Annotated in this window: 25 protein-coding genes; 21 read left to right on the plus strand and 4 right to left on the minus strand. The window is 30.8% G+C overall.

Annotated elements, in window-relative coordinates:
* Positions 1-13: 13 nt before the first annotated feature.
* On the minus strand, positions 14-1,189 hold the full coding sequence (locus tag K4897_RS06040) for an argininosuccinate synthase (protein ID WP_250415726.1): 1,176 nt from the start codon (positions 1,187-1,189) through the stop codon (positions 14-16).
* Positions 1,190-1,501: 312 nt separating this feature from the next.
* Here K4897_RS06040 and K4897_RS06045 point away from each other — a divergent pair, with 312 nt between their 5' ends.
* A complete protein-coding gene (locus tag K4897_RS06045; protein WP_019264970.1) occupies positions 1,502-2,221 on the plus strand; it encodes a DUF4012 domain-containing protein in 720 nt (239 codons plus the stop codon).
* A gap of 142 nt (positions 2,222-2,363) precedes the next feature.
* The gene (locus K4897_RS06050) at positions 2,364-3,083 is read left to right on the plus strand and encodes a DUF4012 domain-containing protein (RefSeq protein WP_250415727.1); all 720 of its coding nucleotides are present in this window, start codon (positions 2,364-2,366) and stop codon (positions 3,081-3,083) included.
* Between the two features lie 209 nt (positions 3,084-3,292).
* Here K4897_RS06050 and K4897_RS06055 read toward each other — a convergent pair whose 3' ends face one another.
* Positions 3,293-5,269 carry an IGHMBP2 family helicase gene (locus K4897_RS06055; protein ID WP_250415728.1) on the minus strand — a complete coding sequence of 659 codons (1,977 nt, stop codon included), beginning with the start codon at positions 5,267-5,269 and terminating at the stop codon, positions 3,293-3,295.
* A 66-nt stretch (positions 5,270-5,335) separates the two neighbouring features.
* On the opposite strand from K4897_RS06055, the gene K4897_RS06060 reads away from it, so the two are divergent.
* A complete protein-coding gene (locus K4897_RS06060) occupies positions 5,336-6,079 on the plus strand; it encodes a succinylglutamate desuccinylase/aspartoacylase family protein (RefSeq protein WP_250415729.1) in 744 nt (247 codons plus the stop codon).
* 20 nt (positions 6,080-6,099) lie between these two features.
* Here K4897_RS06060 and K4897_RS06065 read toward each other — a convergent pair whose 3' ends face one another.
* Positions 6,100-6,693, minus strand: coding sequence for a hypothetical protein (locus K4897_RS06065; RefSeq protein WP_094516367.1), 594 nt, complete (start codon positions 6,691-6,693; stop codon positions 6,100-6,102).
* A gap of 438 nt (positions 6,694-7,131) precedes the next feature.
* Here K4897_RS06065 and K4897_RS06070 point away from each other — a divergent pair, with 438 nt between their 5' ends.
* Both K4897_RS06070 and K4897_RS06075 read left to right on the plus strand, forming a co-directional pair.
* Positions 7,132-7,842, plus strand: coding sequence for a metal-dependent hydrolase (locus tag K4897_RS06070; RefSeq protein WP_094516366.1), 711 nt, complete (start codon positions 7,132-7,134; stop codon positions 7,840-7,842).
* Positions 7,843-7,866: 24 nt separating this feature from the next.
* Positions 7,867-8,187: a multidrug efflux SMR transporter gene (locus K4897_RS06075; RefSeq protein ID WP_019264964.1), complete on the plus strand. Its 321-nt coding sequence runs from the start codon at positions 7,867-7,869 to the stop codon at positions 8,185-8,187.
* Here the strand turns inward: K4897_RS06075 and K4897_RS06080 are convergent.
* Positions 8,184-9,119 (minus strand): arsenic resistance protein, encoded by a 936-nt coding sequence (locus tag K4897_RS06080; protein ID WP_019264963.1) that lies wholly within the window; start codon positions 9,117-9,119, stop codon positions 8,184-8,186. The two genes, K4897_RS06075 and K4897_RS06080, sit on opposite strands and share 4 nt — an antisense overlap.
* Before the next feature lie 352 nt (positions 9,120-9,471).
* On the opposite strand from K4897_RS06080, the gene K4897_RS06085 reads away from it, so the two are divergent.
* From K4897_RS06085 to K4897_RS06160, 16 genes are read left to right on the plus strand one after another with little or no spacing between them, the layout of a single operon-like run.
* Complete coding sequence (locus K4897_RS06085; protein ID WP_019264962.1) at positions 9,472-9,786, plus strand: monovalent cation/H+ antiporter subunit E; 315 nt, start codon at positions 9,472-9,474, stop codon at positions 9,784-9,786.
* 40 nt (positions 9,787-9,826) lie between these two features.
* Entirely contained in the window at positions 9,827-10,090 is a 264-nt protein-coding gene (locus tag K4897_RS06090; RefSeq protein WP_019264961.1) for a monovalent cation/H+ antiporter complex subunit F, read from the plus strand.
* Entirely contained in the window at positions 10,090-10,521 is a 432-nt protein-coding gene (locus tag K4897_RS06095; RefSeq protein ID WP_019268421.1) for a cation:proton antiporter, read from the plus strand. The genes K4897_RS06090 and K4897_RS06095 overlap by 1 nt, the downstream gene beginning before the upstream one ends.
* A complete protein-coding gene (locus tag K4897_RS06100) occupies positions 10,514-10,756 on the plus strand; it encodes a DUF4040 domain-containing protein (protein ID WP_004032860.1) in 243 nt (80 codons plus the stop codon). The genes K4897_RS06095 and K4897_RS06100 overlap by 8 nt, the downstream gene beginning before the upstream one ends.
* A complete protein-coding gene (locus K4897_RS06105) occupies positions 10,756-11,142 on the plus strand; it encodes a cation:proton antiporter subunit C (protein ID WP_019267931.1) in 387 nt (128 codons plus the stop codon). Before K4897_RS06100 ends, K4897_RS06105 begins: the two co-directional genes overlap by 1 nt.
* The gene (gene ehbF / locus K4897_RS06110) at positions 11,135-12,592 is read left to right on the plus strand and encodes an energy conserving hydrogenase EhbF (protein ID WP_019264958.1); all 1,458 of its coding nucleotides are present in this window, start codon (positions 11,135-11,137) and stop codon (positions 12,590-12,592) included. The genes K4897_RS06105 and ehbF overlap by 8 nt, the downstream gene beginning before the upstream one ends.
* On the plus strand, positions 12,589-12,924 hold the full coding sequence (locus K4897_RS06115) for a hydrogenase (RefSeq protein WP_250415730.1): 336 nt from the start codon (positions 12,589-12,591) through the stop codon (positions 12,922-12,924). The genes ehbF and K4897_RS06115 overlap by 4 nt, the downstream gene beginning before the upstream one ends.
* Positions 12,917-13,195 carry an energy-converting hydrogenase B, subunit H gene (locus K4897_RS06120; RefSeq protein ID WP_019264956.1) on the plus strand — a complete coding sequence of 93 codons (279 nt, stop codon included), beginning with the start codon at positions 12,917-12,919 and terminating at the stop codon, positions 13,193-13,195. Before K4897_RS06115 ends, K4897_RS06120 begins: the two co-directional genes overlap by 8 nt.
* Positions 13,192-13,665: an MnhB domain-containing protein gene (locus K4897_RS06125; protein ID WP_019267930.1), complete on the plus strand. Its 474-nt coding sequence runs from the start codon at positions 13,192-13,194 to the stop codon at positions 13,663-13,665. Before K4897_RS06120 ends, K4897_RS06125 begins: the two co-directional genes overlap by 4 nt.
* A 9-nt stretch (positions 13,666-13,674) precedes the next feature.
* The gene (locus tag K4897_RS06130) at positions 13,675-13,923 is read left to right on the plus strand and encodes a hypothetical protein (protein WP_019267929.1); all 249 of its coding nucleotides are present in this window, start codon (positions 13,675-13,677) and stop codon (positions 13,921-13,923) included.
* Between the two features lie 10 nt (positions 13,924-13,933).
* The gene (locus K4897_RS06135; protein WP_250415731.1) at positions 13,934-15,349 is read left to right on the plus strand and encodes a 4Fe-4S binding protein; all 1,416 of its coding nucleotides are present in this window, start codon (positions 13,934-13,936) and stop codon (positions 15,347-15,349) included.
* On the plus strand, positions 15,350-15,835 hold the full coding sequence (locus K4897_RS06140) for a 4Fe-4S binding protein (protein WP_019266716.1): 486 nt from the start codon (positions 15,350-15,352) through the stop codon (positions 15,833-15,835).
* A gap of 10 nt (positions 15,836-15,845) precedes the next feature.
* Positions 15,846-16,292: an NADH-quinone oxidoreductase subunit B family protein gene (locus K4897_RS06145; RefSeq protein WP_019264951.1), complete on the plus strand. Its 447-nt coding sequence runs from the start codon at positions 15,846-15,848 to the stop codon at positions 16,290-16,292.
* A 16-nt stretch (positions 16,293-16,308) separates the two neighbouring features.
* Complete coding sequence (locus K4897_RS06150) at positions 16,309-17,436, plus strand: nickel-dependent hydrogenase large subunit (protein ID WP_250415732.1); 1,128 nt, start codon at positions 16,309-16,311, stop codon at positions 17,434-17,436.
* A 4-nt stretch (positions 17,437-17,440) separates the two neighbouring features.
* A complete protein-coding gene (locus tag K4897_RS06155; protein ID WP_250415733.1) occupies positions 17,441-18,439 on the plus strand; it encodes a respiratory chain complex I subunit 1 family protein in 999 nt (332 codons plus the stop codon).
* Positions 18,440-18,448: 9 nt separating this feature from the next.
* Positions 18,449-18,703 carry an energy-converting hydrogenase B subunit P gene (locus K4897_RS06160; protein WP_019262596.1) on the plus strand — a complete coding sequence of 85 codons (255 nt, stop codon included), beginning with the start codon at positions 18,449-18,451 and terminating at the stop codon, positions 18,701-18,703.
* Position 18,704: the final 1 nt, after the last annotated feature.

Raw genomic sequence — 18,704 nt, forward strand, 5'->3', positions numbered from 1 at the left:
ATAGCTGTTTAAGCTATCTGTTAAGTTTTTGATAGTTTGCAGCTTGCAAACCGTGGTATTTAATCATACCTTCAACTTCTCTTTGATCAGTTTCTTTATCTTCAAAAGTAATTTGTTCAATACTGTGTAAGCTGAAAGGAGATTCTCTAGTTAATGGTGCAATGGAACCTTTAAAGAGTTTCATTGTAACTTCACCACTTACTCTTCTTTGCATATGGTCAATAGCTTGATCGATATCTTCTCTTAAAGGTTCTTGCCATAATGCCCTGTAAACTAAGTCAGCATAAAGTGTACTCATGTACTCTGCAAATCTTAATTCATCAGTAGTAAGTACTAATTCTTCTAATGCCTGATGTGCAGCAATCAGTAATTTAGCACCTGGAACTTCATAGGTTTCCCTACTTTTAAGTCCGATCATTCTGTTTTCAATAGTATCCACTCTACCAATACCATTTTTACCGGCAATTTTATTAGCTTCTTTAATAATGTCAATAAGAGGCATCATTTTTCCATTTATAGCTACTGGAATACCTTCTTCAAATTCAATAGATACTTTTTGAGGAGTGTCAAGTGCATCTTCAGCAGAAGCAGTCCAAGCATAAATTTCTTCAGGAGGTTCATTTGCAGGATCTTCTAAGATATCTCCTTCAATTGATCTTCCCCAAATGTTTTCATCAATACTGTAAATTTTATCAGAGTTTAATTTAATGCCTTTTTCAGCAGCATAAGCTTGTTCTTCAGTTCTTGTTAAGTTTAATTCTCTGATTGGTGCAATGATATCTAAATCAGACATAGCTAAAATAACTGCTTCAAATCTGAATTGATCGTTTCCTTTTCCAGTACATCCGTGTGCAATAGCTGTTGCTCCTTCTTTTTTGGCAATATCGATAATTTTTTGAGCAATTAAAGGTCTTGCAAGTGCAGTACTTAACGGATATCCTTCATATTCTGCATTAGCTTTAATTCCTCTAGCTATGTATTCGTTTGCAAATTCTTCTTTAGCATCAATAGTGTAGTGTTTATAGCCACCTATTTCTTTTGCCATTTTTTCAGCTTTAGCTATTTCTTCATCGCCTTGCCCTACATCTACACATGCAGTAATAACTTCAACATCATATTTTTCTTCTAATAATTTAACACAAACAGAAGTGTCTAATCCACCACTGAATGCAAGAACTACTTTGTCCATTTAATCACCATAATAAATATTATAAATTAATTTCTATTTTTAATAGTATTTAATATTAAGTTAAAATCAGTGTTTTTAATTTATCAGTTAATTTTGTAATTTATTTTTTCTTTGTTTGTTGCAAATATGGTTTATGTTTTTTAAATCTGATTTATTTTCCATTTTAAAAAATCATTTTAATTTTTTTAATTAAATAATGTGGGAGGTGTCTTAGTATATTGTTTCATCAATTAAAAAGAATGTTTAAGAAAAGAAAAATTATTTATTATATTAAGTTAAAATAAATGTAAAAAATATTTGATAAGTGGAAACATGACTAGAAGAAAAAAATTGATTATATTCATCCTTATTGTATGTATTATAGGGATATTGGCATTTGTAGGAAGTTTCTTTTTAGGGGGTTCTAGCTTGGCTTCAGGTGATAAAAACATATTGGTTTTAGCTAGTGACAAAGATGAACAGCCAGGTGGTGGTGTAGACATGGCATACATGGTTAAACTGAAAAATGGTACTATAGCTAATTATACTCCGGTATATCCCGGTGGAATGACTCATCCTACAAAACAAGCTTTAGGAGGTCTTGAAGGGCCAATGCGTCTTCATGACTGTCTGTGGGATGGGCCGGAACAGGGTATGGAGTATGCAAAGGAAATTGTGGAATATAATACTGGAATGCATGCTGATGCAGTAGTGATTATATATGATGATGGGTTGGATGCAATTATAGATTCGATTAGGCCTCTTAAAGTTGATGGAGTTGTAACTAATCTTAGTTCAGTAGATATTGTTAGACAAAATGATAATTATGCTGGATATGCTGGCAGAGATAGTGGAATAACTGGAAATATGTCTCGGGGCGATGCTGTATTGGTGTTAGTTAAAGCACTTTCTGAAGCATCTAAAGATCCAGTTAAGAAAAGTACAATGACCAGAGTGGCTTTGGAAGAGTATTCTAAAGGAAACATTGTAATGTCTCCAAGCGGTTCTTTTGTAAAATTATTGACTACAAAAGGTTTTGAAGGTCTTTCATAATAATTGAAAAACTCGAATTTCTAATTTTTGTTGAGTTCATTAATAATATTTATCAATATATAAACAAGAGGTTAACAAAATAATTATATTATAATAATATGAAAATTAAAATAATGTAAAAATATTTGAAAGTGATATAATCATGAATAGACGAAATAAAATAATCATAATACTTGTTATTGTAATTATTGTGGGGATTGTGGCAGTTATAGCAAATTCATTTTTAAGCACTCCTACTTTAACATTAGGTGATAAAAATATATTGGTTTTAGCTGTTGATAAAAATGAACAATCTGGAGGCGGTTTGGATATGGCATTTATGGTTGAATTAGATAATGGTACTATAGCTAATTATACTCCGGTATATCCTGGTGGAATGACTCATCCTACAAAACATGCTCTTGGAGGTCTTTCAGGACCGATGATGCTCCATGACTGTCTGTGGGATGGGCCGGAACAGGGTATGGAGTATGCAAAGGAAATTGTGGAATATAATACTGGAATGCATGCTGATGCAGTAGTGATTATATATGATGATGGGTTGAATGCAATTATAGATTCGATTAGGCCTCTTAAAGTTGATGGAGTTGTAACTAATCTTAGTTCAGTAGATATTGTTAGACAAAATGATAATTATGCTGGATATGCTGGCAGAGATAGTGGAATAACTGGAAATATGTCTCGAGGTGATGCTGTATTGGTGTTAGTTAAAGCACTTTCTGAAGCATCTAAAGATCCAATTAAAAAGGACACAATGACTAAAGTAGCTATAGAAGAGTATTCTAAAGGAAACATTGTAATGTCTCCAAGCGGTTCTTTTATAAAACTGATGGCTACAAAAGGTTTTGAAAGTCTTTCATAAAAAAGATTTATTTTGAATTTCCTTGTTAAGCTTAATAAAAAATAGTTTGACAGAAGAGAACTCTTAATTGGGGACTTATAATTGAGGTTGAAAAGTTATATGGGTTTATATTTGAGAAAAAATCCCCCAATTAAGAGTTAGAGATTCAAAAGTATGTTCAACACTTTTTCTCTCTAATATTTACTTGGTATGTTCTGGTATATAAAAGTTTAGGTGTACCTAAAATTTATCAACAAATCATTTTTCGCACAAAATTTAATTAATTTTGAGTATGTGGAATTTCTTTTCAAAGTATTTTTGTTTCCAATTACTATTAATTTTCGTTTAGCTCTAGTGATTGCCACATTAAGCCTTCTTAAATCTTTTAAAAACCCAATATTTCCATTTTCATTACTTCTCACAGTTGAAATGATTATAATTTCTTTTTCACGTCCCTGAAAACCGTCTACACTTTTTACTTCAACAGGAATTTTATCTTTAATTAAATTGACCTGATCAGCATAGGGGCTTATAATTCCAATATCTTTGGGATCTATTCCAGTTTCTAAGTAAAATTTAGCTATTGAAGTAGCAATATCTGCTTCGCTTTGGTTGATAATTGATTTGGAATCTTTTAAATGTTTTTCTTCATTGTTTTTTAAATTGGAAGTATCAATGAATAATAGAGGTTTTAAATTGTTGTGTAGTTGTTTTTCAACATCATTTTCTTTTAGATGGGTCAACTCTTTCAAATCAATAATTTCATCAAGATTTATGTCATTGACACTGGAATCGCTTTTCAGATTGCCATTATAAAATTCTGAATTTGGAAACTTCATTAAAAAACTATTCATTCTATACTGTACATTCAATAAACTTGCTTTATTGGGATATTTTTTAATCAGCTCTTCAAATAATGTTTTTTCAAGAAAATGTGCTTTTTTACTAATTATTGTTGGAGGCAGCTGTTTATGGTCACCTGCAAGAATGAACCTTCTGGCTTTGGATAATGGAATTAAAATACTTGGAATTGTTGCCTGGGAAGCTTCATCTACAATTACTACATCAAAGTTTGTTCTGGCTATTTCTTCAATAGCTGCTGTAGAATTGGTTGATAAAATAATTTCACTGCTGTTAATAATGTCTTTTACTATTTTATTTTCAAGTTTTTTAATTTTATCATGAATTTCATCAATTTTTTCATTTTCTAAAAGCCAATTAGCCATTGATTCCATTTTAGAAGGACTTATTCCACGACCACCTTTACCTTTTGAGGCATTAAACAGTATATCTGAATCACTAAAACCTCTGCGATATTGTGGGGTTGGTTTTGTAAATCTGTCTCTTGTTTCACTTATTTGTTCTATCCTTTTGTAATTTTTATTAATTTTACTGGTCAATTGATGATTTTCAGCTTTATAAGCTAATGAGTATTGGATGTTTTCTTTTGAAACTCTTTGAGGATGGCCTAACCTTGTAATTTTCAATTTTTTATTTTGTGATAATCTGTCTAATATGTTATCAACTGCACTGTTGCTTTCAGCTGTAACCAAAACTTTGTTGTTTTGCCTTACTTCCTGCTGGATTAACTCGACTAAAGTTCTTGTTTTTCCAGTTCCGAATGGACCATGTATTAAAAAGAAATTTTCAGTGTTTACTGCATTTTTAACAGCGTTTTTTTGAGAAGTATTAAGGGATTTATCTATAAACTCAATATATTTTTCCTTTTTATTTTCTTTAGGATCTCTTTTTTTTAAAGTGTATTCAAGAGCATTTTTACCTTTTGTACTTAAATGCAAGAGATTATCTTCCATTCGTCTGAAGGTAACATCATTTGCATATAAATCAATTCTTACTTTCTTTTTAAGAGCCCATTTCGGAATTGATTTTTCAAAAGCTACTTTAATAAATCTCGCACCTTTTTCAACAACGGTTCCGGTTAAATCACTTTTAAGAGGATATCCTGTACTGATTAGAACCATATCTCCAACACTGATTTCAGTTTCGATTTTTTCAGATCTTCCAAACTGTACGATTTGGGAACCTAACTGTTTTCCCAGATATTTTCCTTTTACTTTGTTGATGGCTCTTCCTAATGATTCCCTTTTCTTTGGAGACAGATTTTTTATTTCATTAGTCATTAATTCGATTTCAGCGTCTCTCTCATAATTTATAAGCTTGATTAATTGTTTAATATATTTTTTCAATTTTATCCCTTAAATTATACTTTGTGTTATAATATAAATAAAAGTTTTAAAGTAATATATTAAGTAATGAATTTTGAAGTACTTGATGATTTTAATGGTTTGGAAATGGCTTTCATTTCAAAAAATTCTGGAGGTTATATCTCTAAAAATAAATATATTTTTGAAGAAATAGAATTAACTCCTTTAAATCAATTTATTTTAGAACAATCTGTTTTTGGAACACCTATATTTAAATTAGGCAGTGGTGGGGCAAATATTTTATTGATGTCTGGAATTCACGGCAATGAATTGCCTTCACAGGCGGCCAGTTTAAAATTATTGGAGGAATTAATTAATATTGACTTGGATAATACGGTTTATATGATTCCATTTGCAGCTCCAAAAGCTACTATGAATAATGAAAGAACTTTCAATTCAAGAGATTTAAACAGATCTGCACATATTAAAAATTCATTAAGTAATTTAATTATGCAGGCTATTGAGGAACTTAAAATTAATTTTGTTGGTGATTTTCATTCAACAGCTAAAAACAGCAATCCCGGTTTTGAATCAATATTTTCAAGTAGAAATCCTTCTCCTGAAAGCTGTTTAATAGCCAATTATATTTCAGCACAAATAGGAAGTAAAGTAATCAGCTTTGAATTTGCAGGAAAAATTTACAAAGGGGCAGTTGAAGATGTTTGTAATTTAAATGGAGTTCCTGCAATTACCTGTGAGGTTTTATCTCCATTTGCTTTAGTTGGAAAAGGCAGTGTTGAAAAATCTTTAATGCAGATGAAAAGTTTTTTATCTTATTTTGGAATTTTTTAAAAAAATAAGGAAAAAATTAATTATTTTTTCCTTTTAAGTCCTATAATTGATCCAACAATGGCGATTAATAAAATAGCTATTGGAATTCCTGTTGATTCCAGAGGGATGCTGTTGTTGGTATATGTTGTTTTATTGATATTTTGTTGTGATGCGCTATTATTGTCTTCAGTATTTGAAGTGAAGTTACTGGTGGAGTATCCATTAGTTGAGGTTGTGTTGTCAGCGACATATAACTGTCCAGTTTCAAGTTCAACTATATAATAAGTTTTACCCTCTTTAGTAGTAAAATATTCTGTTCCATTGTGGGTTTTTTTAATCGGACATAATCCTTCAGGAGTGCTTATATATTTTGACCCATTTATAGTCACTTCTTTATATGTGTTGTTGTTAGTTTTGGTTAAGTCTTTATAATGTTGCATTTTATTTTCTGTGTAATTTGAAGAATTTGTCATTGAATTTGCTTGCATATTTTGTGGATTATGTTGTATTGTATGTGATTCACTTTGAGGTAATGTGCTCCCAATTGTATTATTTTCTTGTGAAATTGCATAGCTTGCAGAAATCAAACATATTCCAATTATTAAAATCATCAAACAGAATAATATTTTTTTCATTTTTCACACCTCTGATGTATATTAATATTTATTAATAATGACATATATATGTTACATTTTGATTTTTTGAATAATCAATATTTTTTGATATTTAATCAATTTATTTAATCAACACAGTTTCCACTAAATGATGTAAATACATTTAATGCACTTTTGCCATGATTAATAAAATAAATATAATTCATTTTCTAAGTATTGCACAACCTTTAGAAGTAGTAATATCGTGTATAATAATTAACATTAACATTAGCTATAGGATTTTTCATGAGTATTTAAGATATATTTCTTCTTTTTTAAGTATCTATAATAATATTAATCAATTGTTCATTTTTAAGAATTATTAATTTGTAGAATATTGGCTATTTTTTTTAAATACTTTTCAAATGCTATCACTATTAATTTGTAATATAATTTATAATCTAAAGTTAAGGTGATTTTTTGTCTTCATATAAAGGACACACAATATTTGCATTGATTCTGGCTTTAATGTTTTTTCATAATCCTCTGATTATTGCCTTAAGTGTAATTGGTGCTAATATTCCTGATTTTGATCATAAACTTAAAAAAGACAATGTCTATAAAATGATTATTTTGGGATTAATCGTGTTTATATCTCTTTATATCTTAAAATTACCTTATTATTTAGGTTTAATAATAGTATTTTTAGGAACTGTCTTTTATTTTTCCCAGCACAGGAGTTTTACTCACTCTATTTTTGGTGTACTCACATTAACTGCGACAGTTTCTTTAATACTTATTTGGGCTTATGAGCTTCTTATGAATATAACAATAATTCCTACATCTTACTTATTCATGGCTATTTTAATAGCTCTTTTAAGCTTTTTATTCCTAAATAAGAAATTGCTTTTAATATTCCTGCCATTATTCTTTATTAGCTTATTTTTATTTGGAACACTAACTGTAAACAATATTGAAATAGCTATTGGGTTGTTTTTAGGATTATTAAGTCATATTATACTGGATGCTTTTTCTCCATCTGGAATAAAGTTATTTGCTCCAATATCTTCTAAAAAGTCACATAAGCAATTTGGGATGTTATCTATAATAATTTTAGGAATATTGGCCATTTATTTAAGGAGATTTGAAATACTTTCTTTAATGGCATATTTTTTTCCAAACATTTATTAATTATTTTTTTAAAACAGTTGTTGTATGAATTCATGGATTTATTTATTTGTTGCAGGTATTTTTGAAATGGGCTGGGTTTTAGCTCTAAAATTTTCTGAAAATTTCACAAAATTATTATTTGCAGTTTTAACTGTTGTATTCATGATTTTAAGTTTGATTTTCTTATCATTTTCATTTAAATCAATCCCTATGGGTACTGCTTATGCTTGTTGGACAGCTATTGGAGCAGTTGGTGTTATAATCTTTGGCATTTTCTTTTTGGGAGAATCTGCAAATCTTTTAAGATTATTTTTTATAGGGCTGGTTATAACAGGAATTATTGGACTTAAATTAACTGCTTCCTAATATCTTTTTTTAATAGCAAGTAATAGCTTTGATACTCCATATAAAACAGGTAATTCTATTAATGGTCCAATTACCAGTCCGATTAATATCAATTCTCTTCCGGGGAATGAATTTACAGCAATAGCTAGTGCCAATGGTGAATTTCGAGCTAAAGTAGTCATTGTTAGGCTTGCATAGTTTTCATAATTAAATTTCATGTTTTTAGCTACTATGAAATCTAAAACGAGATTTATAATAAAAAACAGGATTAATGGGATAAATATTGATAAAATTGAGTTTAAATTACTGAATACTATATCTCCGTTGCTGTTAAATATCCCAAATACTGCAGCAGCTAAAAAGATTATCTGACAGCTTGAAAAGAAATTGGTTATTTTTTCATTATTTTTCAATAGGAATTTAGTTAGCTGAGCTAAAAGAAATGGGATTATCACAACAATTAATATGGAATATCCGATTTCATAATAATCTATGGAGTTGTGACTTGAAAAGAATAGAATTAAATAAACCGGCAACAACACGATTTGAAGTATCAGATTTATTGGAAGGATTGAAAGACTTAAATTTATATTTCCTCTTGCCATTTTCGTAAATACTAAATACCAGTCAGTACATGGAGTTAAGATAAGCATGATAAATCCAATTAGAATATCTGTATTTCCTTTTAAAAATAGTGACCCGAGGAAGTATCCAAGTAACGGTGTCCAGATAAAGTTAATTATTAAGCTGGTTTTTGTAAATTTAAAATCTTTAAAACTCTTTTTTAAATCTTTAAGGGGAACTTCTAGAAACAGTCCATATAACATAAGACAGAGGAATAATGTTATTAATGATTCACTATTGTTTCTTAAAATGGATATGTCACTTAATCCAAGTCCTAATATGATGGCTAGGAAGATTATTGCTGGTTCTGCTTTTTCTAGAATTTCCATTTAAATCACTTTTTTAGGTATGTCTAAATTTTGTCAGTTCGTATTATTAATTTTTTTTATTTGTGCTTTTGCCTTAAAATTAAATAGTTAATTCTTTTAAGTTTTTTTTAAACAGTCTGATATTTGATTTAAATTTTTTAAATCAGTTATATTTATTTTTAAATAATTTATAGTTGTATTTTTAATTTTTATAAATTTTCAACACCTTTTTTAAATTTTGATAATTTTTTATTGCTCCAAATTCAAATGCATACATTTATAATAAATAATCATGATAATTAATAATTGTTTATGTAGTCAATTTTTTATTTTATTATGTTGACTTTTTAATCTACGAAATGGAGCTTATTTAATGTTTTTAACTAGACTAGGTTATGGAATTGTTTATTTCTTGGATCTTATTTATGAAATACTTAAAGCAACTTTTGATGTTGCTGTTAATGGAATTATGAGACAAAATATTGATCCGGTAGTTGTAGAAATTGAAACAGTTTTAGAGAGACCTGTTTCTCAAACAATTTTGGCTAACAGTATTTCTTTAACTCCGGGAACTTTGTCAGTTGATTTGGATTCTGAAAATAACATTATTAAAGTAGCTGCTATTTCTCCAAGAAGTAAGGAAGATATTATTCCTTTTGAACCATATATAAAGAAGATGTTAGAGTAGTTTTCTTTATATGTTTAAATAATTGTTGAGTGGGATAGTAATGGACATATTATTTGTTTCAAAATATTTTGTGGTTGTTGCATCAATGATAATGATGCTTGCTGCGTTAAGGGCAAGTGCTTATAAATCTACAACAATGGGACTTTTAAGTAGTTCTGTTGTAGTTGTAGCTTTTGCATTATCTTTACTTGTTGTTGGAGATATGTATGACATATCATTCTTTAAAGATATTTCATTAGCTTTAGTGCTTTTTGGATTTATAGGGACTGTTGCTTTTGCTGTTACACAAGGAGGAGATGACTAATGTTTGCAGTTGAGTTGATTCAGTCTGTTCTTCTTATTATTTCAGCTATTTTAATGATAATATCTGCAATTGGTTTTTTAACTCTGGATAAAAATATGAATAATTTAATTTATGCCAGAATCCATATTGTTGGTGTTTTTGATGTTGCATTTATTATAGCAATGATTGGGTTACAACAATATCTTTTAGCAGGTATTTATTTAGTTATAGCACCATTTACAGCACATGCAATAGCTAATGCTTTTTATAACTCAGAAGATAAAGTAAATAATTTAAAAAATAAAGAAGTGGAAGTTGAAAGTTCAGACGATGAAAATCCGTTTGTTCATAATATAAATAAAGTTAAAGAAATGGAAAATAAATCAGATGAGAGTAATGATGATAGTATTAAATTTTCTATTTCTACATTAGAGATTAGTGAGGATGAATAAGATGTTAAGTATTATATTAATGATTATTACAGTTTTAAGTGCGATTCTTGCTCTTATTCAAAAAGATTTGTTAAAAGCAGCAATTTTAACAGGATTTTCTGGTGGTGCTCTTGCAGTACTTTTCCAACTTTTACTTGCTCCGGATGTTGCTTTAACACAAGCTATTGTTGGTGCAGCTATTGTTCCTGTATTTTTAGCATTGGCTGTTAAGAAAACACAAAGGGATGGTTCCTAATGGCATATATGCAATTAGCAGCATTGTTTACTGCAGGAGCATTGGTAGTTGTTGGTCTTTTTGCAGCTATTTTCATTGATAATATTATAAAGAAAATAATTGGTATTAGTTTTATTGAAGAAGGTGCAAATTTATTTATTATAGCTATAGGATACAAACCAGGAGGAGTAGTTCCAATTTTAATGCCTGGAATGAGTCCATCTTGGTATGCTGCAAACTCTGCCTATCCTTTGCCTTTTGGATTGGTACTTACAAGCATTGTAATCGGTGCAAGTACGCTGGCAGTAATGTTGGCTATTGTAATGGTTATTTACAAAAAATACGGAACTTTAAGTACAAAAGTACTTTTGGCAGACACATCTAAACAGGAGGAATATGATGAGTAATTATTTGATTCCTCTTATGGTAATAGTTCCTATGCTTTGTGCAATACTTGTAAATGCTTTTGCTAAATTCAATAAATCTATTAAAGTATTGACATTTGTAGTAGCTATCTGTTTACCGATTATTCCATTAATTTCCAATTACGGATTGCACTTCTTTGGAGGATATACTCCGATGGTAGATAATGTAACTGGAGTAATTTATCATCCGGCTATTACATATTCTTTTGACATGCTGCAACAAATATTTATAGCTGCAATAGGATTAATAACATTTTTAGTAGCTTTTATTTACTTGTCAAAATATAAAAAAGCATCTGGGCAGTATTTGTTCTTATTGTTTATGGGTACAGCATCTGTAACTGCATTAATGCTTACTGATGATATATTCAACATGTTTGTATTCTTTGAGATACTTGCATTAGTCCAAGTGGGTATTGTAATTGCATCTCCTATGGATTACAGTTATGAAATGGCTCTTAAATACATGATTTTAGGATCTATTGGAAGCCCAATAATGCTTTTAGGAATTGGATTTTTACTTGCAAGTACTGGTAATATTAATATATCTGATATAGTTGTAGCTCTTCACAATGGAACTTTAAGCTTCACATCTCCAGTATTATTGATGTCATTTGCTTTAATATTCTTCGGATGGTTATATGCTTCAGGTTTACCTCCGTTCCATATCATAAAATCAGGAATGTACAGTAAAGCAGAACCTCACGGAGCAGCTTTGCTTCAGACATTTACAGTTATCTCAATGATTTCTATTGTATTAATAATGTTTAGAATATTCCATGAATTGCCAATATTTGAATTGTTATTAGTATTGTTTTCAGTATTAGCTATGATTCTAGGTGTTTCACTGGCTTTAACTCAAACTGACTTCAGAAGAATGATTGGTTATTTGGCAGTTGGTGAACTTGGTTTTATCGGATTGGGTATTGGTCTTGGAACTCAGTTTGCAATTACTGCAGGTCTTTTCCAGGCACTTAATGAAATAATCACTACAGCATTATTATTTATAGGATTCGGACTTATTGCTTATGTAACTAAAGAGGAAGACACTCGTAAATTGGGAGGATTGCTTGCTTATCATCCAAAAGTTGGTTTAATGCTTTTATTTGGTGGTTTGGCAATGGCTGGAGTTCCTCCATTTAGCGGATTCCAAAGTAAATTAATGCTTGTTCAGGCTTCATTAAGTTGCGGATATCCAGAATTATCAATTCTTGCAGTTGTAGTAAGTATAGCTACATTTGTTGTATTTGTTAAAACGTTCTATGGAATGTTTTTAAGACCAAAGCCAAAAGGTTTGGAAGTTCCTGATAATGAGGTTCCTAAATCAGCAGTCTTTGCAATGGTTGTTTTATTAGCTTTAATTATTATATTAGGTCTTTTCCCAGGTCTTGTTACAACTGGGATTTCTGAGTTTGTAGGAGGTATTTTATGAAACTTTATGATCAAATCTTCAATGTTGTAAAAGATTTTAGAAAATTCTTTTCTCCAGGTCCTGTAACTAATGCAGATGTTTCTGGAAGTATTACCTCTGAAATATTGTTGATTGTTTCATTAGTGTTGGCCTGTTTATTATTAAGACATGTTCATATATTGCTTGCAGGTCTTGTTACTCTAATTATCCTTGTTGTTTTAATAAAGAATATGCCGTTAATTCCTAAATTTAAAATTGAACAGGATGATTCTCTAGATAAAATGATATTTTATGCAGTGATGGTGCTTGGAATAATTGTTGTATTTGTTTACTGGGGTGGTAACCTTGTCTAGTAGTATTAGAACATTAGTTGCATCAGTAGTAACAGTGTTATTTTCCATATCTTTATTTGATGCATTATTTAACTTAAATAAAGTCATTGTTCCTGGTGTAAGTAATATTTACAATGCTTTAGGTACCAGCATATCTCCAAACTTGATTACTGTTGTAATTTTTGATTTTAGAGGTTATGATACCTTAGGTGAGTCTATTATATTATTAACTGCAGGTTTAGTTGTTTTACTTGTATTTGGTAGAGGAAGATTAGGAGGTAAAGAAGAATGAGCCAAAATAGTGTGATTTTAAAGTTGATAGCTTTACCTATTGCAATTTTTGTATCATGTATGGGAATAATGACTATTTTAGGAGGACATATAACTCCTGGTGGGGGTTTTCAAGGTGGAGCCATGATTACTGCAGGTGTTATTATGTGTCTTTTAGTGTATGGATTGGATAAATCTCCAATAAATTTTTCTCATGATTTTGTAGATATTGTAGAAAGTTTCGGAGTCTTGGTTTATATTGGACTTGGTCTTGTAGGTTTATTCTTTGCAGGTGCTTTCCTATACAATGTAGGAACAGATCTTTCAGGAGTGGTTCCGGAGTTTGTAAGAACAATTTTCCATTATCCTGATATAACAAATGCAGGAATAGTCCCATATTTAAATATAGTAGTTGGGTTAAAAGTGTTTGTTGGTTTAAGTGCAATTGTTATAGCTTTTATGGGATTTAAGAAATTTGAAGAGGAAAACTGAGGTGAACATATGTTAAATTTAGGAGCAATAATATTCGGATTTTTATTTGGTGTTCTTATAGGTTCTCAAATCAAAACTAAAGCTATGGATACACAGTTCACTTTAGCATCATTCATAATAATTTTTATTGTAGGAGTAATTTCTGCATGGCAATTGGGCCCATTTCCATTTTATACAGACATGCCAATAGCTTCAGGATTTTTCTTCGGATTAATTGGTATTTTTGTAGGTAAATTATTATTTGACAGAGGAGATTGAGGGGTTTATAATGTTTGTATCGACTAATACATGTGATGGAAAAGGGGAATGTATTAAACAATGCCCCACAAAAGCTATTCGTTTAATTAATGGAAAAGCTTTAAGTTGCCTTACCTGTGGATTATGTTATAAGAACTGTCCAAGTAATGCAATATTCATTAATAGCTATGGAGGTTATGTTGTAGACAGAGCTAAATGCAGTGGCTGTGGAATGTGCATGTATAACTGCCCTATAAATAATATTAAAATTGAAGAGGGGGTTGTTTATGGTATTTGTTCACGTTGTGGAGTTTGTGAAGAAGCTTGCCCGACACATTCCAGAATTGATAGCTTCAAATTAACTGAAGAAAAACAGCTGGAATTTATAAAATCTTTAAGCAATGCATTACCTACATATAAGGGAGTACCTCATAAGCCTAGTGAAACGACAGAGGTAAGCAGAAGCTATTTTACAACAGATTATAATAATTGTATTTATTGTGGAAGATGTGAAAAGTACTGTCCGACCGGTACGATTCAGGTAACTTTAGATAGGGATGAAGGAATTTGCAGTGACTGCGGACTTTGTAGTGATGTTTGTCCTAATGGGGCAATGAATAAAAGTCATGTTGTTAATAAAAGCACTTGTACACTTTGTTTAAACTGTTTGAAAGCATGCCCTCATAATGCAATATCTATTGAGAAGTTTAAAATAAATGTAAATCATATTAATCAAAAACCGGAAGGTTCTATTGTCTCTTGTATTAATTGCGGATTATGTGCGGAATTATCTGAAAATGACTCTTTAAGATATGAGGATTCAAAATTAAGATATGATCCAACAGAAGATGTTGGAGAAAATATTTCAAAAGCACATAAAATAGCTATTGATTCATGTCCGGCAGCTACATTAAAAGAAGATGATGAAATGCTTCTTGTTAATGAAATAACTGGGGAAGAACAAAACACACTTTCAGGATTTTGTGTATCCTGTGGAAACTGTGTTAAAGTCTGTGAAAATGATGCAAGATTGTTTAAAGTAGCTACATGGGATGGATCAATAACTGATGATTGTATTTCCTGCGGAATATGTTGTGAAGTATGTCCTGAGGAAGCTATTACTTTACATAGAGGAACAATTTCCGTTGATTTAGATAAGTGTATTTTATGTGAAAATTGTAGTGTTCATTGTCCGGTTGATGCAATTCCAAGAACTACGATGCATAAAAAAGAAATCATTGACGGATTCTGTTTCATTGAACAGCAGTTATGTATGCACTGCGGTTTATGTTATGATATTTGTCCATATGATGCAATTAATAAAAATGACGGCAAATTTGAAGTAGATGAAGATAAATGTAAATATTGTGGAGCATGTAAAAATGCCTGTCCTGCAAATGCATTTATGTTTGAGAGAAATTTTAAAGATTCTATAGAGGAGATCTAAATGAGAAACATGCTTAAAATAGCACTGGAAGGAGCATTTACTAACTTTAAAAGAATATTTTTCGCAGCAGATAGAGTTACTGACATGGAAATGCGAAAACAGATAAGTACACTTTCTGTCAAACCAGAAAAAAAAGTAGATGAAGATGCCTGTATTGGCTGTGGAGGCTGTGCCAATGTTTGTCCGACTAATGCTATTGAAATGAAGAAATTAGCATCTCCAGTAAAATTAACTGACAGCTGGACAAAAACAGAAGTTCCTGAGTTAAATTCACTAAAATGTGTTGTATGTTATTATTGTCATGATTTCTGTCCAGTATTTTTATTATACGGTGAAAAAGGAACTATTCATCCGAATACTGTTGGAAATCAGGAAGTAGATGTTTCAGAACTTATTAATCAGCCAGTTAAAATATCTGATGATAAATTAAAAGTTATTTCACAATATCTTTCAGATAAAACAATATTAAAAAATAGAGAGGACTAAGGGGGATTATATGGGAATTAAATCATTTTCAAGAGCAAGAGCAATACATCTGATGTTAGTTTATACTGGCGGATGTAATGGGTGCGATATTGAGATTGTTAACTCTGTATTATCACCTAGATTTGATGCTGAACAATATAAGGTTTTCCTAACATGGAATCCTCGTGAAGCTGATGTTTTAGTGGTTACTGGTCCTGTAACCAAATTAAACAGAAAACCATTAGAGGAAATTTATAAAGCTATACCTGAACCTAAACTGGTAGTAGCTGCAGGAAGCTGTGCTTTAATGGGTGGAGTTTATAAGAATATTCATGGAGATATTCCTTCTGAAGAAATTGATGGACCTGTTGAAAACATAATACCTGTAGATGCAAAAGTTCCGGGATGTGCTGTAAGGCCTCAGGATGTTTTGTCTGGTGTTGTATCAATTTTACCAAAATTATTAGATGCAGATTAAAAGGGGAGTTTAAAAAATGGATGAAAAAATACCAAATAGTAAAATTATAGAAACAGAAATTCCTATGGGTACAGTTCACCCAGCTGCATTAGAGCCATATAGAGTAAGGCTTTTTGTAGAGGATGAAATTGTACAGGAAGCTGAAATAACTATTGGCGTTAACCATAGGGGTGTAGAAAGAATTATGGAAGGGCTCCCTGTTGAAAAAGCCAATGCATTAACTGAAAAAATATGTGGAATTTGTTCTAATGCTCATGTTTGGAATTCTGTAAGAACTGCAGAATTGGGTTTGGATATTGAAATTCCGGAAAGGGCAAGTTATATTAGGATAATTGTTGGAGAATTGGAAAGGTTACATAGTCATTTTCTCTATTTAGCTCATGGTTGTGAAGTTTTATCTCATGAAACTTTTTCAATGAGGGTTTTCTACCTTAGAGAAATAGTAATGGAACTTCTAAATATGATTGGAGGTAATAGAGTTCAGTATGGATGTTCTGTTATTGGTGGTGTTAGGCCAAGATGTGAATTGGATTCTAAAAGAATTGAAAGATTAAATAATGATATGGATGCACTGGAAGAAGGCTTAACAGACTTTGTAAACAGATTCACTGCAGATTCAATATTAATGTCAAGGATTACCGGAATAGGTGTGCTTCCTCAAAAACAAGCTATTAAATTAGATGTTACCGGTCCATCTTTAAGAGCTACTGGGGTATTGCAGGATTTAAGAACAACTATGAAAGAATATGATCCATTTGATTTTAACATTATAACTCAGGAAGATGGTGATGTTAAATCTAATTTGATGATGAGGGCATTGGAATCATTGGAATCCATTAAAATCATTCGTCAGGCGGTTAAAAACTTACCAGAAGGTCAGGTTGTAACTCATGACTGGGAAATGAAAGATACTGATATTATTGAAAGCCGTATTGAAGTTCCAAGAGGAACACTGTATCATTCATATGCTTTAGAAAGTGGAAGAGTCAGGCATTCTATTATCAGAACACCTTCTATGGCAAATATTGGTGCAATGCAGTATGCCTGTATTGGTGACCAAATAACTGATGCACAATTATGTATTGTACAATGTGATCCATGTTTTACTTGTACTGATAGAGCAATTGAGGTAATTAGGAGATAAAATCATGATGCAAAATATTATTATCTTTTCTATTTTGGCAGTAGTTGTTACAGTAGTTGTTTGTTTTATTGTAAGTACATTTTTGCCAGGTATTGAGCGAAAATATGTTCATGCTAGAATTCAGCAAAGAATAGGACCTCCAGTAACTTCTCCCGGAATAATGGCTCCCATTAAATTTGCATTTAAGGAAAATGTTGATGCAGTCTCACCGCTTCCAAAATTGTATAAAGCATTGCCAATCATATGTTTTATTGCTGTATTATGTATATTGATTGCTTTAACTCCTCAGGCATTCCATATTCCTGCATTAGCTAGTTTAATAGCTATTGTTGGATTGTTAAAAGTTGAAGAAATATGTTATGTGTTGATGGGTGCATTATCCAAATCTGTAATGTCTGTCAGGATGCCGTTTCCGGATTTGGCTAAAGGAGCAGCACATACAAATACTACAAGGTCTTTCATGGAAGATATAAGTGCAAGAAGATCCTTAAGAATGATTACTTATGGTTCATTCCCATTATATTTAGCATTATTTGCACCTATAACATACTGCGGAAGTATTTTCCTTCAGGATATAGTTCAATATCAGCAGGCTAACGGCCCATTTTTATTTACTGTATCCGGTGCTATTGCAGCAATCGTATTTTTCATAGGATACATGATACTGTTAAATGAATATCCATTTTCAATTATTAAAGCGAAATCTGATGTAATTGAAGGTCCATATATGGAATATGCAGCTAAGTACAGGTCTGTTGTATTTATCACCAGAGGCTTTCTAATGTTTGTACTTGGCGCTCTATTTTCAGTACTGTTTATTGGAATACCTCCAAATGTATTTTCATGGGGAATTTTAGTTAATATTGTTGTAGTTTTAATATTTGTATTTATGATGGGTATTTTTTCAGCATTCACTCCAGTATTTACAAACAGACAATTATTGCCAACTATTGTTGGAACATCTTTACTTGGAGTATTAGCTATTGTAATTGGAGTATTATGAGGTGATTATTTGAAATTTGTAATGCAGCCAAAACACATGGTAAGTCTTGGTGGATATATTGTAGAAACACAGTTTCCTTATAGGAATCTTATAGTTATAAATAAAACCTCTGAACCTATTAAAATTGAAATTCCAGTTTTTGATGAAAGCTGGATTGAAGAACACAGAGAGTTAGGACTGGAAGTAATTCCTGTATCAAAAGAAGATAATTATTTAAAAATGTGGAAAAGGGCACATGCAGAATTAGATAAAATAAGGAATTAAA

This window comes from Methanobrevibacter sp. TLL-48-HuF1, assembly GCF_023617305.1.
GTDB classification, from domain to species: domain Archaea; phylum Methanobacteriota; class Methanobacteria; order Methanobacteriales; family Methanobacteriaceae; genus Methanocatella; species Methanocatella intestini.

What these genes read in the sequence shown, in the direction of transcription:
- K4897_RS06040 (WP_250415726.1), bottom strand. Translation starts at nt 1,189, where the DNA reads ATGGACAAAGTAGTTCTTGCATTCAGTGGTGGATTAGACACTTCTGTT.
- K4897_RS06045 (WP_019264970.1), top strand. Translation starts at nt 1,502, where the DNA reads ATGACTAGAAGAAAAAAATTGATTATATTCATCCTTATTGTATGTATT.
- K4897_RS06050 (WP_250415727.1), top strand. Translation starts at nt 2,364, where the DNA reads ATGAATAGACGAAATAAAATAATCATAATACTTGTTATTGTAATTATT.
- K4897_RS06060 (WP_250415729.1), top strand. Translation starts at nt 5,336, where the DNA reads ATGAATTTTGAAGTACTTGATGATTTTAATGGTTTGGAAATGGCTTTC.
- K4897_RS06065 (WP_094516367.1), bottom strand. Translation starts at nt 6,693, where the DNA reads ATGAAAAAAATATTATTCTGTTTGATGATTTTAATAATTGGAATATGT.
- K4897_RS06075 (WP_019264964.1), top strand. Translation starts at nt 7,867, where the DNA reads ATGAATTCATGGATTTATTTATTTGTTGCAGGTATTTTTGAAATGGGC.
- K4897_RS06080 (WP_019264963.1), bottom strand. Translation starts at nt 9,119, where the DNA reads ATGGAAATTCTAGAAAAAGCAGAACCAGCAATAATCTTCCTAGCCATC.
- K4897_RS06085 (WP_019264962.1), top strand. Translation starts at nt 9,472, where the DNA reads ATGTTTTTAACTAGACTAGGTTATGGAATTGTTTATTTCTTGGATCTT.
- K4897_RS06090 (WP_019264961.1), top strand. Translation starts at nt 9,827, where the DNA reads ATGGACATATTATTTGTTTCAAAATATTTTGTGGTTGTTGCATCAATG.
- K4897_RS06095 (WP_019268421.1), top strand. Translation starts at nt 10,090, where the DNA reads ATGTTTGCAGTTGAGTTGATTCAGTCTGTTCTTCTTATTATTTCAGCT.
- K4897_RS06100 (WP_004032860.1), top strand. Translation starts at nt 10,514, where the DNA reads ATGAATAAGATGTTAAGTATTATATTAATGATTATTACAGTTTTAAGT.
- K4897_RS06105 (WP_019267931.1), top strand. Translation starts at nt 10,756, where the DNA reads ATGGCATATATGCAATTAGCAGCATTGTTTACTGCAGGAGCATTGGTA.
- ehbF (WP_019264958.1), top strand. Translation starts at nt 11,135, where the DNA reads ATGAGTAATTATTTGATTCCTCTTATGGTAATAGTTCCTATGCTTTGT.
- K4897_RS06115 (WP_250415730.1), top strand. Translation starts at nt 12,589, where the DNA reads ATGAAACTTTATGATCAAATCTTCAATGTTGTAAAAGATTTTAGAAAA.
- K4897_RS06125 (WP_019267930.1), top strand. Translation starts at nt 13,192, where the DNA reads ATGAGCCAAAATAGTGTGATTTTAAAGTTGATAGCTTTACCTATTGCA.
- K4897_RS06130 (WP_019267929.1), top strand. Translation starts at nt 13,675, where the DNA reads ATGTTAAATTTAGGAGCAATAATATTCGGATTTTTATTTGGTGTTCTT.
- K4897_RS06135 (WP_250415731.1), top strand. Translation starts at nt 13,934, where the DNA reads ATGTTTGTATCGACTAATACATGTGATGGAAAAGGGGAATGTATTAAA.
- K4897_RS06140 (WP_019266716.1), top strand. Translation starts at nt 15,350, where the DNA reads ATGAGAAACATGCTTAAAATAGCACTGGAAGGAGCATTTACTAACTTT.
- K4897_RS06145 (WP_019264951.1), top strand. Translation starts at nt 15,846, where the DNA reads ATGGGAATTAAATCATTTTCAAGAGCAAGAGCAATACATCTGATGTTA.
- K4897_RS06150 (WP_250415732.1), top strand. Translation starts at nt 16,309, where the DNA reads ATGGATGAAAAAATACCAAATAGTAAAATTATAGAAACAGAAATTCCT.
- K4897_RS06155 (WP_250415733.1), top strand. Translation starts at nt 17,441, where the DNA reads ATGATGCAAAATATTATTATCTTTTCTATTTTGGCAGTAGTTGTTACA.